The sequence below is a fragment of the Croceicoccus sp. genome (assembly GCF_983967925.1).
On the sequence record NZ_CFETID010000001.1, the window covers coordinates 70,171 to 85,125 of the forward strand.

The window sequence follows — 14,955 nt, forward strand, 5'->3', positions numbered from 1 at the left end:
TCCCCATGGAATGAAGGGGGAATACCGTCAGAAAGCGGCGAAAGCTGCCCGCACCGCCGTGCTCTTGCTTGGCGTGGCGGTTCTTTGCGCGTGCAAGCAGCCGCCCGACGAGCGGGTCACGACCCAGGCTTCGGCGGAAGAGCGGGGTCTGGCGGCGATCAGGCAGGCCGGATGCGGCGCCTGTCACGAGATAGCCGGGATCGACTGGCCGCGCGGACGCGCCGGTCCTTCGCTGATGGGGTTCGACGACAGGACGCCCATCGCCGGGGTTCTGCCCAATACGCCGGCCAATCTGGCCGCCTTTATCCGCAATGCCCCCGCCGCCGTCCCCGGATCGACCATGCCCCCCATGCCCGTGACAGAACGCGAGGCACGCGATATCGCGGCCTATCTCTATTCGCGCCCTGATAATTAAAGCCGATGATCGAGGACACAGATGTTTGAAGCGTTATGGGGCTGGCCCCCTCCCGTCCTCGACCCGGCAGGACCCTATGCCAGCAGCGTCACCACGCTGACATGGGCGCTGGTGGCGATGTCGGTGGTGGTCACCTGCATCGTGATCGCGGCCCTGTGGATCGCGGTGAAAGGCCCGGCCGGGCTGAAGTCCAGGCTGGGCGGCGAACGGGCGATCTGGATCGGCGGCATCGCCTTTCCGGGCGTGGTGCTGACGGTGCTGCTGGTATGGGGCCTGACGCTGACCGCATCGCTGTCGCGCGACATCACCGGACAGGAAATGCGCGTGCGAATTACGGGCGAGATGTGGTGGTTCCGGGTGCAGTATCTGGACGAGGCGGGCAATGTGGTGCTGGAAGATGCGAACGAGCTGCATCTGCCGGTCGGCGTGCCCGTCGTGCTGGAGCTGCGCAGCGCGGATGTGATCCACAGCTTTTGGGTGCCGCATCTGTCGGGCAAGAAGGACATGGTCCCCGGCCGCACCAATCTGCTGCGCATACAGGCCGACCGGGCGGGCCAGTTCGGCGGCATCTGCGCCGAATTTTGCGGCGGGCCGCATGCGTTGATGGGGTTCGCCACGGTGGCCACGCCGCCGCGCGAATGGCGGCAATGGATGAACGCGCGGCAGATCGCGGCGGCGGGACCCGCACGCGGTGCGGCAAACGATCCGGGCAGGCAACTGTTCATGGAAAGCGGCTGCGGCGCGTGCCACCGGGTCGCCGGGACGCCCGCGAACGGCCTTGCCGGGCCGGACCTGACGCATGTCGGCAGCCGCATCACGCTGGGCGCGGGCATATTGCCCAATAATCGCGGCACTCTGATGGGCTGGATCGGCGATGCGCAATCGATCAAGCCCGGCAACCGCATGCCCGGATATGCCATGCTGTCCCCGGCCGAGCTTCAGCAGATCGCCGTCTGGCTGGAGCAGCAGAAATGAAATCGGAAACGGGGTTCGACCACGATCTATACCGCCTGTTTCCGACCCACCGCCCCCGCCCCGAAGGCGAGGTCGAAGAACTGGAGCGGATCTGGGAAAACCCCAAGGGCTGGGGCCTGCTGACGGTCGTCAACAACAACTACATCGGCTTTTTCTACGTCGCGACCGCGTTCCTGTTCTTCCTGCTGGCGGGCATTCTGGCGCTGGGCATGCGCGTGCAGCTGGCGGCCCCGCTGCTGGAGGTGCTGCCGCAGGATACCTACAACCAGTTCTTCACCATGCATGGCACGGTGATGATGTTCCTGTTTGCCGTGCCGATGGTGGAGGCGCTGGGCGTGATGCTGCTGCCGCAGATGCTGGCGGCACGTGACCTGCCCTTCCCGCGCCTGTCTGCCTTTGCGTTCTGGGCCTATTTCGTCGGCGGGCTGTCGTTCTTCGCCTCGCTGTTCGTGGGTCTGGCGCCAGAGGGCGGCTGGTTCATGTACCCGCCCCTCACCTCCATCGCCTTCAGCCCCGAGATCAATGCAGATTTCTGGCTGCTGGGCATCGGCTTCATCGAGATTTCGGCGATTGCCGGGGCGATCGAGATCATCGTGGGCGTGCTGCGCACCCGCGCGCCGGGCATGACGCTGGACCGCATGCCGATGTTCGCATGGGCCATGCTGGTGTTCGCGGTGATGATCATCGTGGCGTTCCCCAGCGTGATCCTGTGCACACTGCTGCTGGAGATGGAGCGCGCGTTCAACTGGCCGTTCTTCGATCCCACGCGCGGCGGCGATCCGCTGTTGTGGCAGCACCTGTTCTGGTTCTTCGGCCACCCTGAGGTCTATATCATCTTCCTGCCCGCGGCGGGATTGATGAGCATGATGGTCTCGACCGTCGCGCGCACGCCGCTGGTGGGTTACCGGCTCAACGTGCTGGCGCTGGTGGCGACCGGTTTCATCAGCTTTGGCGTGTGGGCGCATCACATGTTCGCGACCGGCATGCCGCGCGTCTCCACCGGCTATTTCAGCGCGGCCAGCATGGCGGTGTCGCTGCCCGCCGGGATACAGGTGTTCTGTTGGATCGCGACGCTGGCCGCGGGCAAGATCCGCTGGTCGACCCCGGCACTGTTCATCGTGGGCAGCATCGTGGTGTTCACCATGGGCGGGCTGACCGGCGTGATGGTCGGCATGGTCCCGTTCGACTGGCAGGTGCACGACAGCTATTTCATTGTCGCCCATCTGCATTACGTGCTGATCGGCGGGATGGTGTTCCCGATGTTCGCCGCGTTCTATTACTGGAACGGCATGACGTCGAAGAACGCGCTGTCGGAACGGCTGGGGCGCTGGATCTTCTGGCTGATGTTCACCGGGCTGCACATCACCTTCCTGCCGATGCACCTGACTGGATTCATGGGCATGCCGCGGCGGGTCTATACCTATCTGCCGGGTCGCGGTTTCGATGTGCTGAACCTGATATCGACCGTGGGCGCGTTTGTATTGGCGACGGGCGTGCTGCTGTTCCTGGTGGATCTTGCGCGCCGCTTCCGCTTCACCACGGACGAGGACGCGGGCAATGTTTATGGCGGGGGCACGCTGGAATGGCTGCCCACCGGCATGTATTCGACCCGCTCCATCCCGCTGGTGCGCACGCGCGAGCCGCTGTGGGACGATCCCGACATTTGCGACGACGTGGCGGAGGGACGCTATTTCCTGCCGAACAGCGCGACCGGCCTGCGCGAGACGATCATCACCAGCCCGATCAATGCGGAGCCGCAATATCTGCAACTGATGCCCGGCCCGTCGGCCTGGCCGCTGGCGGCGGCATTCTTCACCGCGTCGTTTTTCCTCTCGCTGACGGTGCAGGGCTATCTGTTCGCGGCGGCCAGCGGGGTAATCGCGGTGGCCTGCACGCTGCGATGGCTGTGGGAGACGGATCGCCCGGTCGCTCAGACGACTGCCGACATCGGCGCCGGGATCACCGTTCCCATTGCGATCACCGGCCCGTCGAGCCACGGCTGGTGGGCACTCAACACGCTGATGGTGGTGATGGGCATGATCGCGATCATGGCGGTGTTCGGCTATCTCTATCTGTTTGGCATACACCCCGAGGTCTGGATCGACCCGCCGCCCGTGCCGCAGACAGCCGGGATCGTCGCCCTGCTGGCGCTGGCGCTGGTGGCAAGCTGGGGGTCACGCCGATGGCTTGCTGCGCGGCAGGCAGGAACCTTTGCTGGACAAGGGCCATGGATCATGTCCGCGCTGGCCGCCATTCTCACGGCGGGCGCGCTCTATTGGGATATAACGGGATGGCAGCAGGCGGGCCTCGACCCGGTGCTGACCGGTCACGGAGCCATCGTCGCGGGTCTGCTTTCGCTGCAAGGGTGCACCGTGGCGATCGGACTGCTGATGGCGGCCTATCTCGGCTATCGCAGTGGCCGGGGTCTGGTGCTGGCGCCTGCCAGCGTGACGCTGGACATCGTGGCGCGCTTCATTGCCTATGTCGCGGTGCAGGGAATGGGGTTCGCCATTCTGACGCGGCTGTTTCCGGGGAGCTAGGCGATGGCAGGCGATTTTCACACACGGCAGGACTGGATCACGCTGGCGCTGGCCTTCAGCGTGTGGTTCGCCCATTTCATGATCGTGTGGTCCATCAGCATCGCGTTTCCGGGCATGGCGGCAGGGCGGTGGCTGGCGTTGCCGGTCACGCTGGCGGCGTTCGGGGGCCTGTGGTGGCTGTGGCGGCGGCGACAGGACAAGACGCTAGCCTCGGTATCGAGCCTGTCCGTCCTGATTGCGGCGGGTGCCATCGCCTTCAGCACGCTGTCGCCCCTGATCGGATAAGGGCGGCAAGAAAAAGGGGGCCCGCAAGGACCCCCTTCTTCCAAGTTCGGTACATGGATCAGAGCGTGTCGTTACGCTCCTGCGAGCGAAGATTATCATCGCTACGCTCCTGCACGCGCAGATTGTTCTGCACATGGCCGACACCCGATACATCGTCGGCGCAATCCTCGGCGCGGCGCTTGGCGCGCTTCATCGGGACGGTGCCGCTGAGGGTCACCTCGCCGTCCTGAACGCTGACCGTAATTTCACGCGCATCAAGATAGCGGTCCTCGGTCAGGCGGTCGCACACATCCTCAAGGATACGCTCGTCGGAACGCTGATAGCCCTGCGGTCCATTGCCGCGGTGGTCCATCTCGCGGCGCCTTGCCGCGTCGTCGTCGCCGAACCAGCTGGCAATCTCGTCACCGGCGCGTTCGAAGAAGCCCCGGTCGTGGCTGCCGCGATAATCGTCGCGGTCGTAACCGTGGCGACCGCTGTCATAGTCGTAGGGCGACGGGTAGGCACCGCCGCGACCCGGGCCGCCGGTTCCAGCGGCATAGCCGTAATAGGGTGCCCGCGCGCTATCGGCGAAATCCCGTCCGCCATAGCTTTCGGACGTAAACCGGCCATAGCCGCGATCCTGCTCCGGACCGTAATTGTTCGAGCCATAGCTGCGGCGCATGCCGGAGCTGCGCTTGCCCTGATAATCGTCCTGGATACGGACCCGGTCGCGGTCGGCCATATCGAATTCGCGCGATCCGCCTCCGTTCCCGCTGCGGTTATAGCTGCGCTCGCGGTTGCCGCCGCGCCAGCGGACGCGGTCGTCCTGATCCTGCGAGAAGTTGCCGCCCCTGTAGGAACGGTCGTCCCATTGCTCGTGCTGCGACATGCGATGGTCGTCGTCATATTGCTGGCTGCGATAGTCGTTGCGGTCGTCCATGATTCTCTCCGGAATGTTCGGTTGTTGCAATCGGCGGGGTGTTCAAATCCCTGCCTTGGCCCGTTTTTCGGACCCTGTGCTTATGAAACGCGCGAAGCGTCTCACCTGTCCCCACTCCGGCGCGGCTCAAAAACAGCCTGGCGCAAACCAGCACATTCACTGGCATTGCGCCGCCTCAGGTCATGTCGCGCGGCCTGACCAATCGGTCGAAAACTTCCGCGTCCACCAGTTCCAGTTCCAGCGCGGATTCGCGCAGGCTCTGCCCGGTTCCATGCGCATGCTTGGCGATCTTGGCGGCATTGTCATAGCCGACCTCGGGCGCGAGGGCGGTGACCAGCATCAGCGACCTGTCGACCAGATTGGCGATGCGTTCGCGCTCGGGCTGAAGGCCATCGACGCAGCGCTCGGCAAAGCTGTCCATGCCGGTGGCCAGCAGATCGATCGAACGCAGCACCCCTGCCCCGATCAGCGGCTTGAACACGTTGAGTTCGAACGCGCCCTGCAGCCCGCCCACCGTGACGGCCTGGTGGTTTCCGATGACCTGCGCTCCGACCATCGTCAGCATCTCGCACTGCGTCGGATTGACCTTGCCCGGCATGATCGAACTGCCCGGCTCGTTCGCGGGCAGTGACAATTCGCCCAGACCCGACCGGGGCCCGGACCCAAGCCACCTTATGTCGTTCGCGATCTTGGTCAGCGATACGGCCAGCGTCGACAGCGTGCCCGACATCTGCACCAGCGGGTCGTTGGAGGCGAGCGCCTCGAAACTGTTCTCGGCAGGCCGGAACACGCATTCGGCGATCCGCGAGATTTCGTCCGCCATGTCCTGCGCGAAACCGTCAGGGGCGTTGAGGCCGGTGCCCACCGCCGTTCCGCCTTGCGCAAGCTGGCGCAGATCGCCCATCGCCTGCTGGATACGGCTGTGCCCAGCACGCAATTGCTGAACATAGGCGGAGAATTCCTGCCCCAGCGTCAGGGGCGTCGCATCCTGCAGATGGGTGCGCCCGATCTTGACGATGTCGCTCCACTCCTGCGCCTTTGCCTCCAGCGCGTCGGCCAACCGGCCCAGCGCAGGGACAAGGCGGCTGCGCAGTTCTAGCACGGCGGCGACATGCAGCGCCGTGGGAAAGCTGTCGTTCGAGGACTGGCCCTTGTTGACGTGATCGTTGGGGTGGACGGGCGACTTGCCGCCTCGCGTGCCGGTCATGATCTCGTTTGCGCGGCCCGCGATCACCTCGTTGACGTTCATATTGGTCTGCGTGCCGCTTCCGGTCTGCCAGATGACCAGCGGAAACTGATCGTCATGCCGGCCCGCGATGATTTCCTGCGCGGCCTGTTCGATGGCATCGGCGATATCGTCAGGCAGGCCGTGGCGGCGGTTGATCCGGGCGGCGGCCAGTTTCACCATGGCGAGCGCATGGACGATCGGCAGCGGCATCTGTTCGCGCTGGCCGAAAGGGAAATTGGCGATGCTTCGCTGGGTCTGCGCCCCCCAATAGGCGTCTGCGGGCACGTCGATGGCCCCGATGCTGTCGGTTTCCTGCCGCATGGTCGCTTGGGTCAACAGGCATTCTCCTCGAAATATAAATCGTCGGTCACTTCCATCAGCAACAGCGGCATTTCGCCCGCATCGCTGATCGCCTCGACAAAGGCCCTGCGGGTTTCGGGTTCGTCATAGACCATCTTGTTATCGAAGGCGGCCTGCCAGGTGTCCTTGTCGGGCCATTCGGCGATGCCGACAAAGCGTGTGCGGCCGTTCCTGTCCTCGCGGTGCAATCGCGATCCCAGGCTGCCGTAACGCTGCCGGATCAACTCGGTCCCGCGGCGCCAAGCCTTGCGAAACTGCTCTTCCTTGCCGGGATGAACTTCCCACCAATAGGCTGCAACGAACATCATCGCTCTCCGCTGTGTTGTTTTTATGACCGCCCGGTTTTGCAACGCATGAAGGCACAGGTCGGTCCCGGGGTCGCGTGTGCGCCGCGTGCCCGGGAAAGCGAAATGATGGAACGCATGGGCGCGCCAAACGTCGGTTGGATAAGCACTACAGACCAGGAGGATGACAATGGCCGATAACCCAGCCGAAACGAACGACGACGGACTTCGCGAAGACCAGAAGCCGGCAAACCAGACCGGAATGCAGAACGGCAACGTCAAGCAGCGCAGCGGGCATACGCCTAAGAACACCGATCTTGCGCGCGGAAGCGAACCGGAAACCCGCGGGTCGAGCCAGCAGAGAGGCTGATCCCTCAAGGATACAAGTGGCGGGACCGCGGCGCGAGGCGTCTAGCGGTCCCGCCTTTGCATCGAACTCGGACGCCGCAGGCAATGACCATTTCCAACCGATCCGGAGGCATCCCCCCGTTGCGACAATCGTCGACCCCCGATCACAGCGAGAACACCCGTGACGAACGGCCTGCGCGTTGACGGGCGATACCCTCAGCCTTTTCGACGTGCTACTGCTGGCGCTGTTGCCGACGCTGGGCACGGTACTGGGCGTGTTGCTGGCGGAATGGCGCAAACCGCCCGAATGGCTCACGGGCGGCGCCTTGCACATGGCCGCGGGTCTTGCGACGGCGGTTGCCGCCATGGAACTGCTGCCCCGCGCGCAGGACCGGACCGACACATGGGTGCTTGCGCTCGCGGTCCTGTTGGGCGCGGGCGTGTCGGTCATGTTCTACCGCCTGTCCAACCGGATACAGGGGAAAAAGGGCGGCACGCTGATCTGGGGCGCCTATACCGCGATCGCAATCGATCTGTTCAGCGACGGGTTGATGACCGGCGGCGGCGGCGCGGTAGAGGGCAATCTGGGCGCATTGCTGGCCGCGTCGCAGATCGTCGGCAATCTGCCTGGCGGTTTCGCCATCACGGCGGGGTTCCGCCATGCAGGATTCAGCCGCAAGACAAGGCTGAAGGCAGCGCTTTCCTATCCGCTGGCACCGCTGGTCGGGGCGGTCGCCGGTTTCCTCGCCCTAAATGGTGCGAGCGCGGGCCTGACCGGCTTCGTCCTCGCCATTTTCGCCGGGCTGCTGATTACGGCCACGATAGAGGATCTGGTGCCCGAGGCGGACCAGCCCGGCGCGCCGCGCAAGATTTCGAGCCCGTCCTTTGCCGCCGGTTTCGTCCTGCTGCTCTTGATGTCGGCCTATTTCAACTGATCTGACAGCAACGGAGCCCAAGCCTTGGCAACAGCAGCACAAAATGGCGACATTCACAGCGCTTCCGACATACTGGACCGCCTGCGCGACGTGGCGAATGACGAAGAACAGGTTCCTATCGGCGACGTGGTCGAGGCCATGGGCGCGCGCAGTTTCGGCCCGTTCATCATGCTGCCCGCGCTGATCGAGATTTCGCCTTTGGGCGCGGTTCCGGGCGTGCCGACATTCCTCGCGCTGGTGATAGCCATCACCGCCGCGCAATTGCTGTTTGGCCGCGATCATCTGTGGCTGCCGGGCTTTGTCCGCAACCGGTCGGCCAAGAGCGAGAAGGTGCTGAAGGCGGTGGACCGCCTGCGCCCAATCGCCGAATGGATGGATCGCTGGTTCCATGGCCGGATGAAGCGGTTCGCCAGCGGCCCCTTCCCGCGCATCGCCGCCGCCTGCGTGATCGCCCTCGCCATGACGGTGCCGCCGCTGGAATTCATACCGTTCGCCAGCACCGCGCCGATGGCGGCCATAGCGGCGTTCGGTCTGGCACTGATCGTACGCGACGGGCTGCTGATGCTGATTGCGGGCGTCCTGACCGTGGCCGCGCTGGGCACCGGGATCGCGCTTGCAGGCGGCGGCGGTTAGGCGCTGGCCAATGCGGGGCTGGCCGATGCCGCATTGAACGTCTCGACCGGCGTGATGAACGCCCGAACCGGCCAAGGCCTGTTTGCGCCGAACTCGATCCGCGCCGCTTCATTGGTGTCATGAAGGAGATTCATCATGAACGACACCGTTGAAATGATTCACGAGGACAATCTGCCGGGCCACGAATCCGCTCTGGATCGCAAGCCGCAGTGGCAGCCGCGCTATCCCGGTTCGGGCCGGCTGGATGGAAAGGTCGCCATCGTGACCGGCGCCGACAGCGGCATCGGCCGCGCGGTCGCGGCGCTCTATGCGCGCGAGGGAGCGAAGGTCGCCATCGTCTATCTGCTTGAGGATGACGACGCCGAAAAGACCCGCTCCATCGTCGAGGACGAAGGCAGCGAAGCGATCTGCATCAAGGCCGATATCGGATCGACCAAGATGTGCGAGCGCATTGTGAAGGACGTCATCGACCGCTTTGGCCGGATCGACATATTGGTGAACAATGCCGGAGAGCAGCATCCCGACGACGACATCACCGACATTACCGAGGAACAGCTGCGCCGCACGTTCCAGACGAATATCTTCGGCATGTTCTTTCTGATCCAGGCGGTGCGGCCGCATCTGAAAGAAGGGTCGGCCATCGTCAATTGCACCAGCGTCACCATGTACAAGGGCAGCTCGTCGCTGCTCGACTACAGCTCAACCAAGGGCGCGATCACGGCCTTTACCCGCTCGCTGAGCGAAAACCTTGTCTCCGATGGCATTCGCGTCAACGCGGTGGCGCCCGGGCCGATCTGGACCCCGCTCAACCCCTGCGGCGGCGCGGACAAGGAAAAGCTGGAGCATTTCGGCGAAAGCACACCGATGGGACGACCGGGCGAGCCGAACGAGGTGGCGCCGGCCTTCCTGTTCCTGGCCTGCGAGGATTCAAGCTATATGAGCGGGCAGGTCCTGCATCCCAATGGCGGAATCATCGTCAACGGCTGACCTAGGCGATCAAACATCCCGCTTAAATATTCGGCAGGGCCTGGTCGGCGAAACCCCATCCCGCCAGCGCCTTGCCGGTCGATCGTTCCACCAGCGTATCCGCATCGTCGATAGACCATGGATGCGCGTTTCCAAGATCGTCCAGTTCGTCCCAGCCGATCGGCGCCGCCACCGGCGCGTTCGCGCGGGCCCGTGCCGAAAAAGGCAGCACCGCAGTACTGCCGCGCTGATTGCGCAGCCAGTCGATAAAGATGCGCCCCTTTCGCTTCGCCTTGCTCATCGTCGCGGTAAAGCGGTCGGGTTCCGCCGTGCTCAGCGCCTCGGCAAAGCGGCGCGAAAAATCCTTGTGCGCCGCCCAGTCATGACCCGTATTCAGCGGGACGATGACATGGATGCCCTTCCCTCCCGATACCATCGCAAAGCTTACCAGCCCGATATCGGCCAATCGCGCCCTGATGTCGCTCGCGGCCGATTTCACGTCTCCGAAATCCAGCCCCTCGTCGGGATCTAGGTCGAAGATCATGCGGTCGGGAGCCTCGACATCGGTGCTGCGGCTGCCCCAGCCGTGAAACTCGATCGTGCCCATCTGGACGCATTGCAGGATGCCGCGCGCATCCTCGACATAGAGGTAATCCTCGGTGCCGCCGTCTTTTTCGGCAATGGGGACGCGGCGGACCCCGTCGCCGAAACCGCCGGAATCGTGCTTCTGGAAAAAGCATTTCTTGGCGCGGCCCTGCGGGCACCGGACAAGGCTGATCGGACGCTGCGCCGCGAAGGGCAGCATGATGCCCGCGACCTTGGCGTAGTAATCCGCAAGCTCGCCCTTGGTCTGGCCGGAGTCTGGGAAGACGACGCGGTCCCTGCTCGAAATTTCGACCACTGCTTCGGGTGAAGGCGCACCGGCGGGTTTTTCGGGCGAGACATCCTGTGCGTCCTTGTCCGATCGCAGGCCCAGAAAGCTGCCGTGGCGCACGTTCCCGTCGGCGGTGAATTCGGCAAAGGCGATCTCGGCGACGAGGTTCGGGGTGAGCCAGGTTACGCCGCGCGAGGATGCGCGGTCCACTTCGGCGGGCGGCGTCTTGCGCTCCAGCCGCTTCATCTTCGACGCGAGCATGTCCAGATCATCGGCGGAAAAGCCGGTGCCGACATTGCCCTTGTAGACCAGCTTGTCCCCTTCGTGCTGCGCCAGCAGCAGCGAGGCGAAGGGCCGCCCCTTGGCAGAACTTTTCTTCCAGCCGATCACGACGAATTCCTGCCGCCGCGTGCATTTGACTTTCACCCAGCCCTTGCTGCGGGAATGGCGGTATTTCGCGTCGATCTTCTTGGAAATGATCCCTTCCTGCCCGGCATCGCACATCGCGCGGTACAGCTTCTCCCCTGCCCCGATGACGTGGTCGGCCACGTGCACCGGTGCCTTCGCATCGGCAAGCAGCGCCTCCAGCCGCTCCTTGCGTTCGATATTGGTGAGCGGGGCAAGATCCTGACCGTTCAGCTCAAGCAGGTCGAAGGCATGGAATTGCAGCGCGTCGCCTTCGCCCTGTTCGCCGTGCCCGCGTTTCAGAACCTGTTGCAGGGTGGAAAAATCCGGATTGCCCTTCGCGTCGGTCGCAACGATCTCGCCGTCGATCAGGCAGGGCGGCAGGTCCATGTCCGCGATGGCGCGGACCAGCGGCACGAACTTGTCGGTCCAGTCCTTGCCGCTGCGGGTATAGACGTGCACTTCGTCTCCCTTGGCGGCGATCATCGCGCGATAGCCGTCGAACTTGATCTCGTGCATCCAGCCATTGCCCGCCGGCACGTCGTCGACCAGAGTCGCCAGTTGCGGTTTGCGAAATCCGGGCAGTTTCGCCGTGGACTTGGGTGCGGATTTTGACTTCTTGGCATTATGCTCGGACGCTTTTTCCATCTGCGCCTTGAAGGCCTTGCCGCTCTTGCCCTCCAGTTCGAATTTGCCGTCCTTGTCCGCCGCGATCTCGGCCATCGGGCGGCCTGTCAGGACGCTGGTCAGTTCGCGATTCACCAGCGCATCGCCATCCTCGACATATTCGTCATCGATCTTGCGCAGCAGCCAGTTTTCCCGCTTTTCTCCCGGCTTTTTCTTCAGCCTTATCAACAGCCATTCGCCCTTCATCCGCTCTCCATCCAGCGTGAAGTGAAGATGGCCCTTGTCGATGTCCCTGGCACTCTTGCCTTCGATCGGTGCCCATGTGCCGCGGTCCCACAGCATGACCGTGCCGCCGCCATATTCGCCCTTGGGGATGGTGCCCTCGAACGTGCCATAGGACATCGGGTGATCCTCGGTGCGCACCGCCAGCCGCTTGATGTCGGGATCGGGCGACGGCCCCTTGGTCACCGCCCAGCTCTTGTACACGCCGTCGATCTCCAGCCGCAGGTCCCAGTGCAGCCGGGTCGCGTCGTGTTTCTGGACGACGAATTTGGCCTTGTCGCCGGATTTCGCCGCCTCGCCCTTGGGTTCGGGCGTTTTCTCGAAATCGCGCTTGGCGTTGTATTCGGCCAGAGGATCGGTGCGTTTAGCCATCGGCGTCTTTCTCCAGCCTGCGGTCTTCGCGCCCAAAATGGCTTTCGACGACTCTCAGCAGGGTCACCATCGCAAGGCTTATCACGGTCAGAAACGCGACCAGCGGCCATTGCCCCGCCCCGCAGGCGATGCCGACCACCGTGGTCAGCCACAGATGCGCCGCCGTCGTCAGATTGTGGAGCCGACCGCGGCTGAACACGATCAGGCCCGCGCCGATGATACCGATGAACGCCGCCGCCGCCTCGAACAGGCGCAGCGGGTCCATGCGCGGGCTGTCGAGCTGATGATATATGCCCATGACCGATACGACCGTCGCGGCGGCCGAGACGCAGATCAGCCCGTGGGTGCGCATCCCGGCGGCATGCCCGCGCCATTCGCGGTCCAGCCCCAGCAGCAGGCCCAGCACCGATGCGGCCCCGATACGCAGCACCAGGTCGAGGCCGGGCCATTGCAGCGGTATCGCGTCGTTGAGTTCCATGGCGTCAGGCCGACTTCTTGCGCCCGCCGGTCGACTTGCCCTTGGACGCGGATTTCTTGGGTGCCTCGTCGTCGACCGATTTCTTCAGCGCGGCCATCAGGTCGATCACATTGGACCCGCTCTTGCCCGCGGGTTCCTCGACATCCTCGATGATCTTGGCGCCGCCCTTGGCTTTCGCCTTCTTGTCGATCAGCTTGCGCAGCGCCTCGACATAGCGGTTCTCGAACTCAGAGGCGTCGAAGGGCGCGGTCTTCTTCTCGATCAGGCTGGTCGCAAGGTCGAGCAGTTCCTTGTCAGGCTCGTCCGCCTCGATATCGGCAAAGAACGACTGGCCGTTGCGCACCTCGTCCGCATAGCGCAGCGTTTCCATCAGCAAGCCCTTGCCGCAGGGCTTGATCGCGACCAGCTTTTCCTGTCCGCGCATCGACAGCTGGCCCAGCCCGACCTTGCCTGCCTGCCGCAAGGCGTCACGCAGGACGACGAAGGCTTCCTCGGCCAGATCGTCGGCGGGGGCGACGTAATAGGGCTTTTCGAAATAGAGCGGATCGATCTCGTGCGCATCGACGAACTGGACCAGCTCCAGCGTGCGCTTGCTCTCGATCTTGACCGCCTCGATCTCCTCGTCGTCAAGCAGGACGTAATTGCCCTTCGACACCTCGTATCCCTTGACGATCTCGTCCCGGTCGATGGGGCCGATGCCGGGCACCACCTTTTCATAGCTGATGCGCTTGCCGCTGGGTTCGTGTATCTGGTTGAAGCTGATCTTCGCGCCGGTCTTGGTCGCCGTGTAGATTTCCACCGGAATGCTCACCAATGCGAGCCGGATCTGCCCCTGCCAATATGCCCTTGCCGCCATCGCTTGATCCCCTTTCACATGGTAAATCGCCGGGTGCGCCCAAGGGTTCCTCAGGCGTGCCGCAGCAGGCCCGGGGGATGCGCGCAATCGGCCATCGACGGGCGCGGGCCAGTTGGTTAAGGGCACTGGCATGACGACGCAGCTTACGATCCGCCGCCCCGACGACTGGCACGTACACCTCCGCGATGGCGCGATGCTGAAGGCGGTCGCCGTGCATACCGCCAGGCAGTTCGGCCGCGCGATCATCATGCCGAACCTGACGCCCCCGGTAACGACGGTCACGGCGGCAGAGGCCTATCGCGCGCGCATTCTTGACGCGGTGCCGTCGGAACTGGACTTCACGCCGCTGATGACCTGCTATCTGACCGACGATGCCGATCCGGCGGAGATCGCGCGCGGGTTCGAAGAGGGCGTGTTCACCGCGTGCAAGCTGTACCCCGCCAATGCGACGACCAATTCCGCGCATGGCGTGACCGATATCCGGGGGCTCACCCCGGTTCTGGAAACCTTGCAGCGCATCGGCATGCCGCTGCTGATCCACGGCGAGGTCACCGACAGCGATGTCGACATCTTCGATCGCGAGGCGGTGTTCATCGAACGCACGCTAACGCCGCTGGTGCGAGACTATCCCGCGCTTAAAATCGTGCTGGAGCATATCACCACGTCAGACGCGGTGGATTTCGTCGAGGCCAGCGGCCCGCAGGTCGCCGCGACGATCACGCCGCAGCACATGATCATCAATCGCAACCACATCCTTGTCGGCGGCATACGCCCGCACAACTATTGCCTGCCCATCGCCAAGCGCGAGCAGCACCGGCTGGCGGTGCGCAAGGCGGGCGTGTCGAGATCGCCCAAGTTCTTCCTGGGCACCGACAGCGCCCCGCATGAAATCGGCCGCAAGGAAAGCGTCTGCGGATGTGCGGGTATCTTCAACGCGCCTTTTGCGATGGAAAGCTATGCGCAGGTGTTCGAAGAGGAAGACGCGCTGGACAGGCTGGAGGCGTTCGCATCGCTCAACGGGCCTGCGTTCTACGGCCTGCCGGTGAATCAGGGGACCGTGACGCTGGAAAAGCGCGCGGTCGCGGTTCCGGAGACGCTGGGTGAAGGCGAAACGCGCGTCGTGCCGTTCCACGCGGGCGAGCAATTGCGCTGGAGCATCGCGGGCTGACCGGC

Annotated in this window: 16 protein-coding genes; 9 read left to right on the forward strand and 7 right to left on the reverse strand. The window is 64.1% G+C overall.

Annotated features, from left to right (window positions below; translation table 11 throughout):
* The first annotated feature begins 10 nt into the window (after window positions 1–10).
* Genes AC4FIJ_RS00360 through AC4FIJ_RS00375 form a run of 4 tightly spaced genes read left to right on the forward strand, consistent with a single transcriptional unit; the run spans window position 11 to window position 4,215 of the window.
* Window positions 11–415: a c-type cytochrome gene (locus AC4FIJ_RS00360; RefSeq protein ID WP_490334739.1), complete on the forward strand. Its 405-nt coding sequence runs from the start codon at window positions 11–13 to the stop codon at window positions 413–415.
* 21 nt (window positions 416–436) lie between these two features.
* Complete coding sequence (locus AC4FIJ_RS00365; RefSeq protein ID WP_490334740.1) at window positions 437–1,390, forward strand: cytochrome c oxidase subunit II; 954 nt, start codon at window positions 437–439, stop codon at window positions 1,388–1,390.
* Entirely contained in the window at window positions 1,387–3,930 is a 2,544-nt protein-coding gene (locus tag AC4FIJ_RS00370) for a cbb3-type cytochrome c oxidase subunit I (protein WP_490334741.1), read from the forward strand. The genes AC4FIJ_RS00365 and AC4FIJ_RS00370 overlap by 4 nt, the downstream gene beginning before the upstream one ends.
* A gap of 3 nt (window positions 3,931–3,933) precedes the next feature.
* Entirely contained in the window at window positions 3,934–4,215 is a 282-nt protein-coding gene (locus AC4FIJ_RS00375) for a hypothetical protein (protein ID WP_490334742.1), read from the forward strand.
* A gap of 58 nt (window positions 4,216–4,273) precedes the next feature.
* On the opposite strand, the gene AC4FIJ_RS00380 is transcribed toward AC4FIJ_RS00375, so the two are convergent.
* The 3 genes from AC4FIJ_RS00380 to AC4FIJ_RS00390 all read right to left on the reverse strand — a co-directional run bounded on the left by AC4FIJ_RS00380 (window position 4,274) and on the right by AC4FIJ_RS00390 (window position 7,027).
* The gene (locus tag AC4FIJ_RS00380) at window positions 4,274–5,134 is read right to left on the reverse strand and encodes a BON domain-containing protein (protein ID WP_490334743.1); all 861 of its coding nucleotides are present in this window, start codon (window positions 5,132–5,134) and stop codon (window positions 4,274–4,276) included.
* Between the two features lie 175 nt (window positions 5,135–5,309).
* Window positions 5,310–6,683 (reverse strand): class II fumarate hydratase, encoded by a 1,374-nt coding sequence (gene fumC / locus AC4FIJ_RS00385; protein ID WP_490334931.1) that lies wholly within the window; start codon window positions 6,681–6,683, stop codon window positions 5,310–5,312.
* Window positions 6,684–6,694: 11 nt separating this feature from the next.
* Entirely contained in the window at window positions 6,695–7,027 is a 333-nt protein-coding gene (locus AC4FIJ_RS00390) for an antibiotic biosynthesis monooxygenase family protein (RefSeq protein ID WP_490334932.1), read from the reverse strand.
* A 169-nt stretch (window positions 7,028–7,196) separates the two neighbouring features.
* Here AC4FIJ_RS00390 and AC4FIJ_RS00395 point away from each other — a divergent pair, with 169 nt between their 5' ends.
* The 3 genes from AC4FIJ_RS00395 (at window position 7,197) to AC4FIJ_RS00405 (ending at window position 8,922) form a co-directional block, all read left to right on the forward strand.
* The gene (locus AC4FIJ_RS00395) at window positions 7,197–7,376 is read left to right on the forward strand and encodes a hypothetical protein (RefSeq protein ID WP_490334744.1); all 180 of its coding nucleotides are present in this window, start codon (window positions 7,197–7,199) and stop codon (window positions 7,374–7,376) included.
* A 178-nt stretch (window positions 7,377–7,554) separates the two neighbouring features.
* Entirely contained in the window at window positions 7,555–8,289 is a 735-nt protein-coding gene (locus AC4FIJ_RS00400; RefSeq protein WP_490334745.1) for a ZIP family metal transporter, read from the forward strand.
* A 24-nt stretch (window positions 8,290–8,313) separates the two neighbouring features.
* Window positions 8,314–8,922 (forward strand): exopolysaccharide biosynthesis protein, encoded by a 609-nt coding sequence (locus AC4FIJ_RS00405; protein WP_490334746.1) that lies wholly within the window; start codon window positions 8,314–8,316, stop codon window positions 8,920–8,922.
* Here AC4FIJ_RS00405 and AC4FIJ_RS00410 read toward each other — a convergent pair.
* Entirely contained in the window at window positions 8,919–9,059 is a 141-nt protein-coding gene (locus tag AC4FIJ_RS00410) for a hypothetical protein (RefSeq protein ID WP_490334747.1), read from the reverse strand. The genes AC4FIJ_RS00405 and AC4FIJ_RS00410 overlap by 4 nt on opposite strands.
* On the opposite strand from AC4FIJ_RS00410, the gene AC4FIJ_RS00415 reads away from it, so the two are divergent.
* Entirely contained in the window at window positions 9,058–9,909 is an 852-nt protein-coding gene (locus tag AC4FIJ_RS00415) for an SDR family oxidoreductase (protein ID WP_490334748.1), read from the forward strand. The genes AC4FIJ_RS00410 and AC4FIJ_RS00415 overlap by 2 nt on opposite strands.
* 22 nt (window positions 9,910–9,931) lie before the next feature.
* On the opposite strand, the gene ligD is transcribed toward AC4FIJ_RS00415, so the two are convergent.
* Genes ligD through ku form a run of 3 tightly spaced genes read right to left on the reverse strand, consistent with a single transcriptional unit; the run spans window position 9,932 to window position 13,782 of the window.
* A complete protein-coding gene (ligD, locus tag AC4FIJ_RS00420) occupies window positions 9,932–12,448 on the reverse strand; it encodes a DNA ligase D (protein ID WP_490334749.1) in 2,517 nt (838 codons plus the stop codon).
* Window positions 12,441–12,926, reverse strand: a complete 486-nt coding sequence (locus AC4FIJ_RS00425) for an MgtC/SapB family protein (protein WP_490334750.1) — start codon at window positions 12,924–12,926, stop codon at window positions 12,441–12,443. The genes ligD and AC4FIJ_RS00425 overlap by 8 nt, the downstream gene beginning before the upstream one ends.
* Window positions 12,927–12,930: 4 nt before the next feature.
* A complete protein-coding gene (ku, locus tag AC4FIJ_RS00430; RefSeq protein WP_490334751.1) occupies window positions 12,931–13,782 on the reverse strand; it encodes a non-homologous end joining protein Ku in 852 nt (283 codons plus the stop codon).
* A gap of 130 nt (window positions 13,783–13,912) precedes the next feature.
* On the opposite strand from ku, the gene pyrC reads away from it, so the two are divergent.
* Window positions 13,913–14,950 carry a dihydroorotase gene (gene pyrC / locus AC4FIJ_RS00435; protein ID WP_490334752.1) on the forward strand — a complete coding sequence of 346 codons (1,038 nt, stop codon included), beginning with the start codon at window positions 13,913–13,915 and terminating at the stop codon, window positions 14,948–14,950.
* The last annotated feature ends 5 nt before the right edge of the window (window positions 14,951–14,955 follow it).

What these genes read in the sequence shown, in the direction of transcription:
- AC4FIJ_RS00360 (WP_490334739.1), top strand. Translation starts at nt 11, where the DNA reads ATGAAGGGGGAATACCGTCAGAAAGCGGCGAAAGCTGCCCGCACCGCC.
- AC4FIJ_RS00365 (WP_490334740.1), top strand. Translation starts at nt 437, where the DNA reads ATGTTTGAAGCGTTATGGGGCTGGCCCCCTCCCGTCCTCGACCCGGCA.
- AC4FIJ_RS00370 (WP_490334741.1), top strand. Translation starts at nt 1,387, where the DNA reads ATGAAATCGGAAACGGGGTTCGACCACGATCTATACCGCCTGTTTCCG.
- AC4FIJ_RS00375 (WP_490334742.1), top strand. Translation starts at nt 3,934, where the DNA reads ATGGCAGGCGATTTTCACACACGGCAGGACTGGATCACGCTGGCGCTG.
- AC4FIJ_RS00380 (WP_490334743.1), bottom strand. Translation starts at nt 5,134, where the DNA reads ATGGACGACCGCAACGACTATCGCAGCCAGCAATATGACGACGACCAT.
- fumC (WP_490334931.1), bottom strand. Translation starts at nt 6,683, where the DNA reads ATGCGGCAGGAAACCGACAGCATCGGGGCCATCGACGTGCCCGCAGAC.
- AC4FIJ_RS00390 (WP_490334932.1), bottom strand. Translation starts at nt 7,027, where the DNA reads ATGTTCGTTGCAGCCTATTGGTGGGAAGTTCATCCCGGCAAGGAAGAG.
- AC4FIJ_RS00395 (WP_490334744.1), top strand. Translation starts at nt 7,197, where the DNA reads ATGGCCGATAACCCAGCCGAAACGAACGACGACGGACTTCGCGAAGAC.
- AC4FIJ_RS00415 (WP_490334748.1), top strand. Translation starts at nt 9,058, where the DNA reads ATGAACGACACCGTTGAAATGATTCACGAGGACAATCTGCCGGGCCAC.
- AC4FIJ_RS00410 (WP_490334747.1), bottom strand. Translation starts at nt 9,059, where the DNA reads ATGATGAATCTCCTTCATGACACCAATGAAGCGGCGCGGATCGAGTTC.
- ligD (WP_490334749.1), bottom strand. Translation starts at nt 12,448, where the DNA reads ATGGCTAAACGCACCGATCCTCTGGCCGAATACAACGCCAAGCGCGAT.
- AC4FIJ_RS00425 (WP_490334750.1), bottom strand. Translation starts at nt 12,926, where the DNA reads ATGGAACTCAACGACGCGATACCGCTGCAATGGCCCGGCCTCGACCTG.
- ku (WP_490334751.1), bottom strand. Translation starts at nt 13,782, where the DNA reads ATGGCGGCAAGGGCATATTGGCAGGGGCAGATCCGGCTCGCATTGGTG.
- pyrC (WP_490334752.1), top strand. Translation starts at nt 13,913, where the DNA reads ATGACGACGCAGCTTACGATCCGCCGCCCCGACGACTGGCACGTACAC.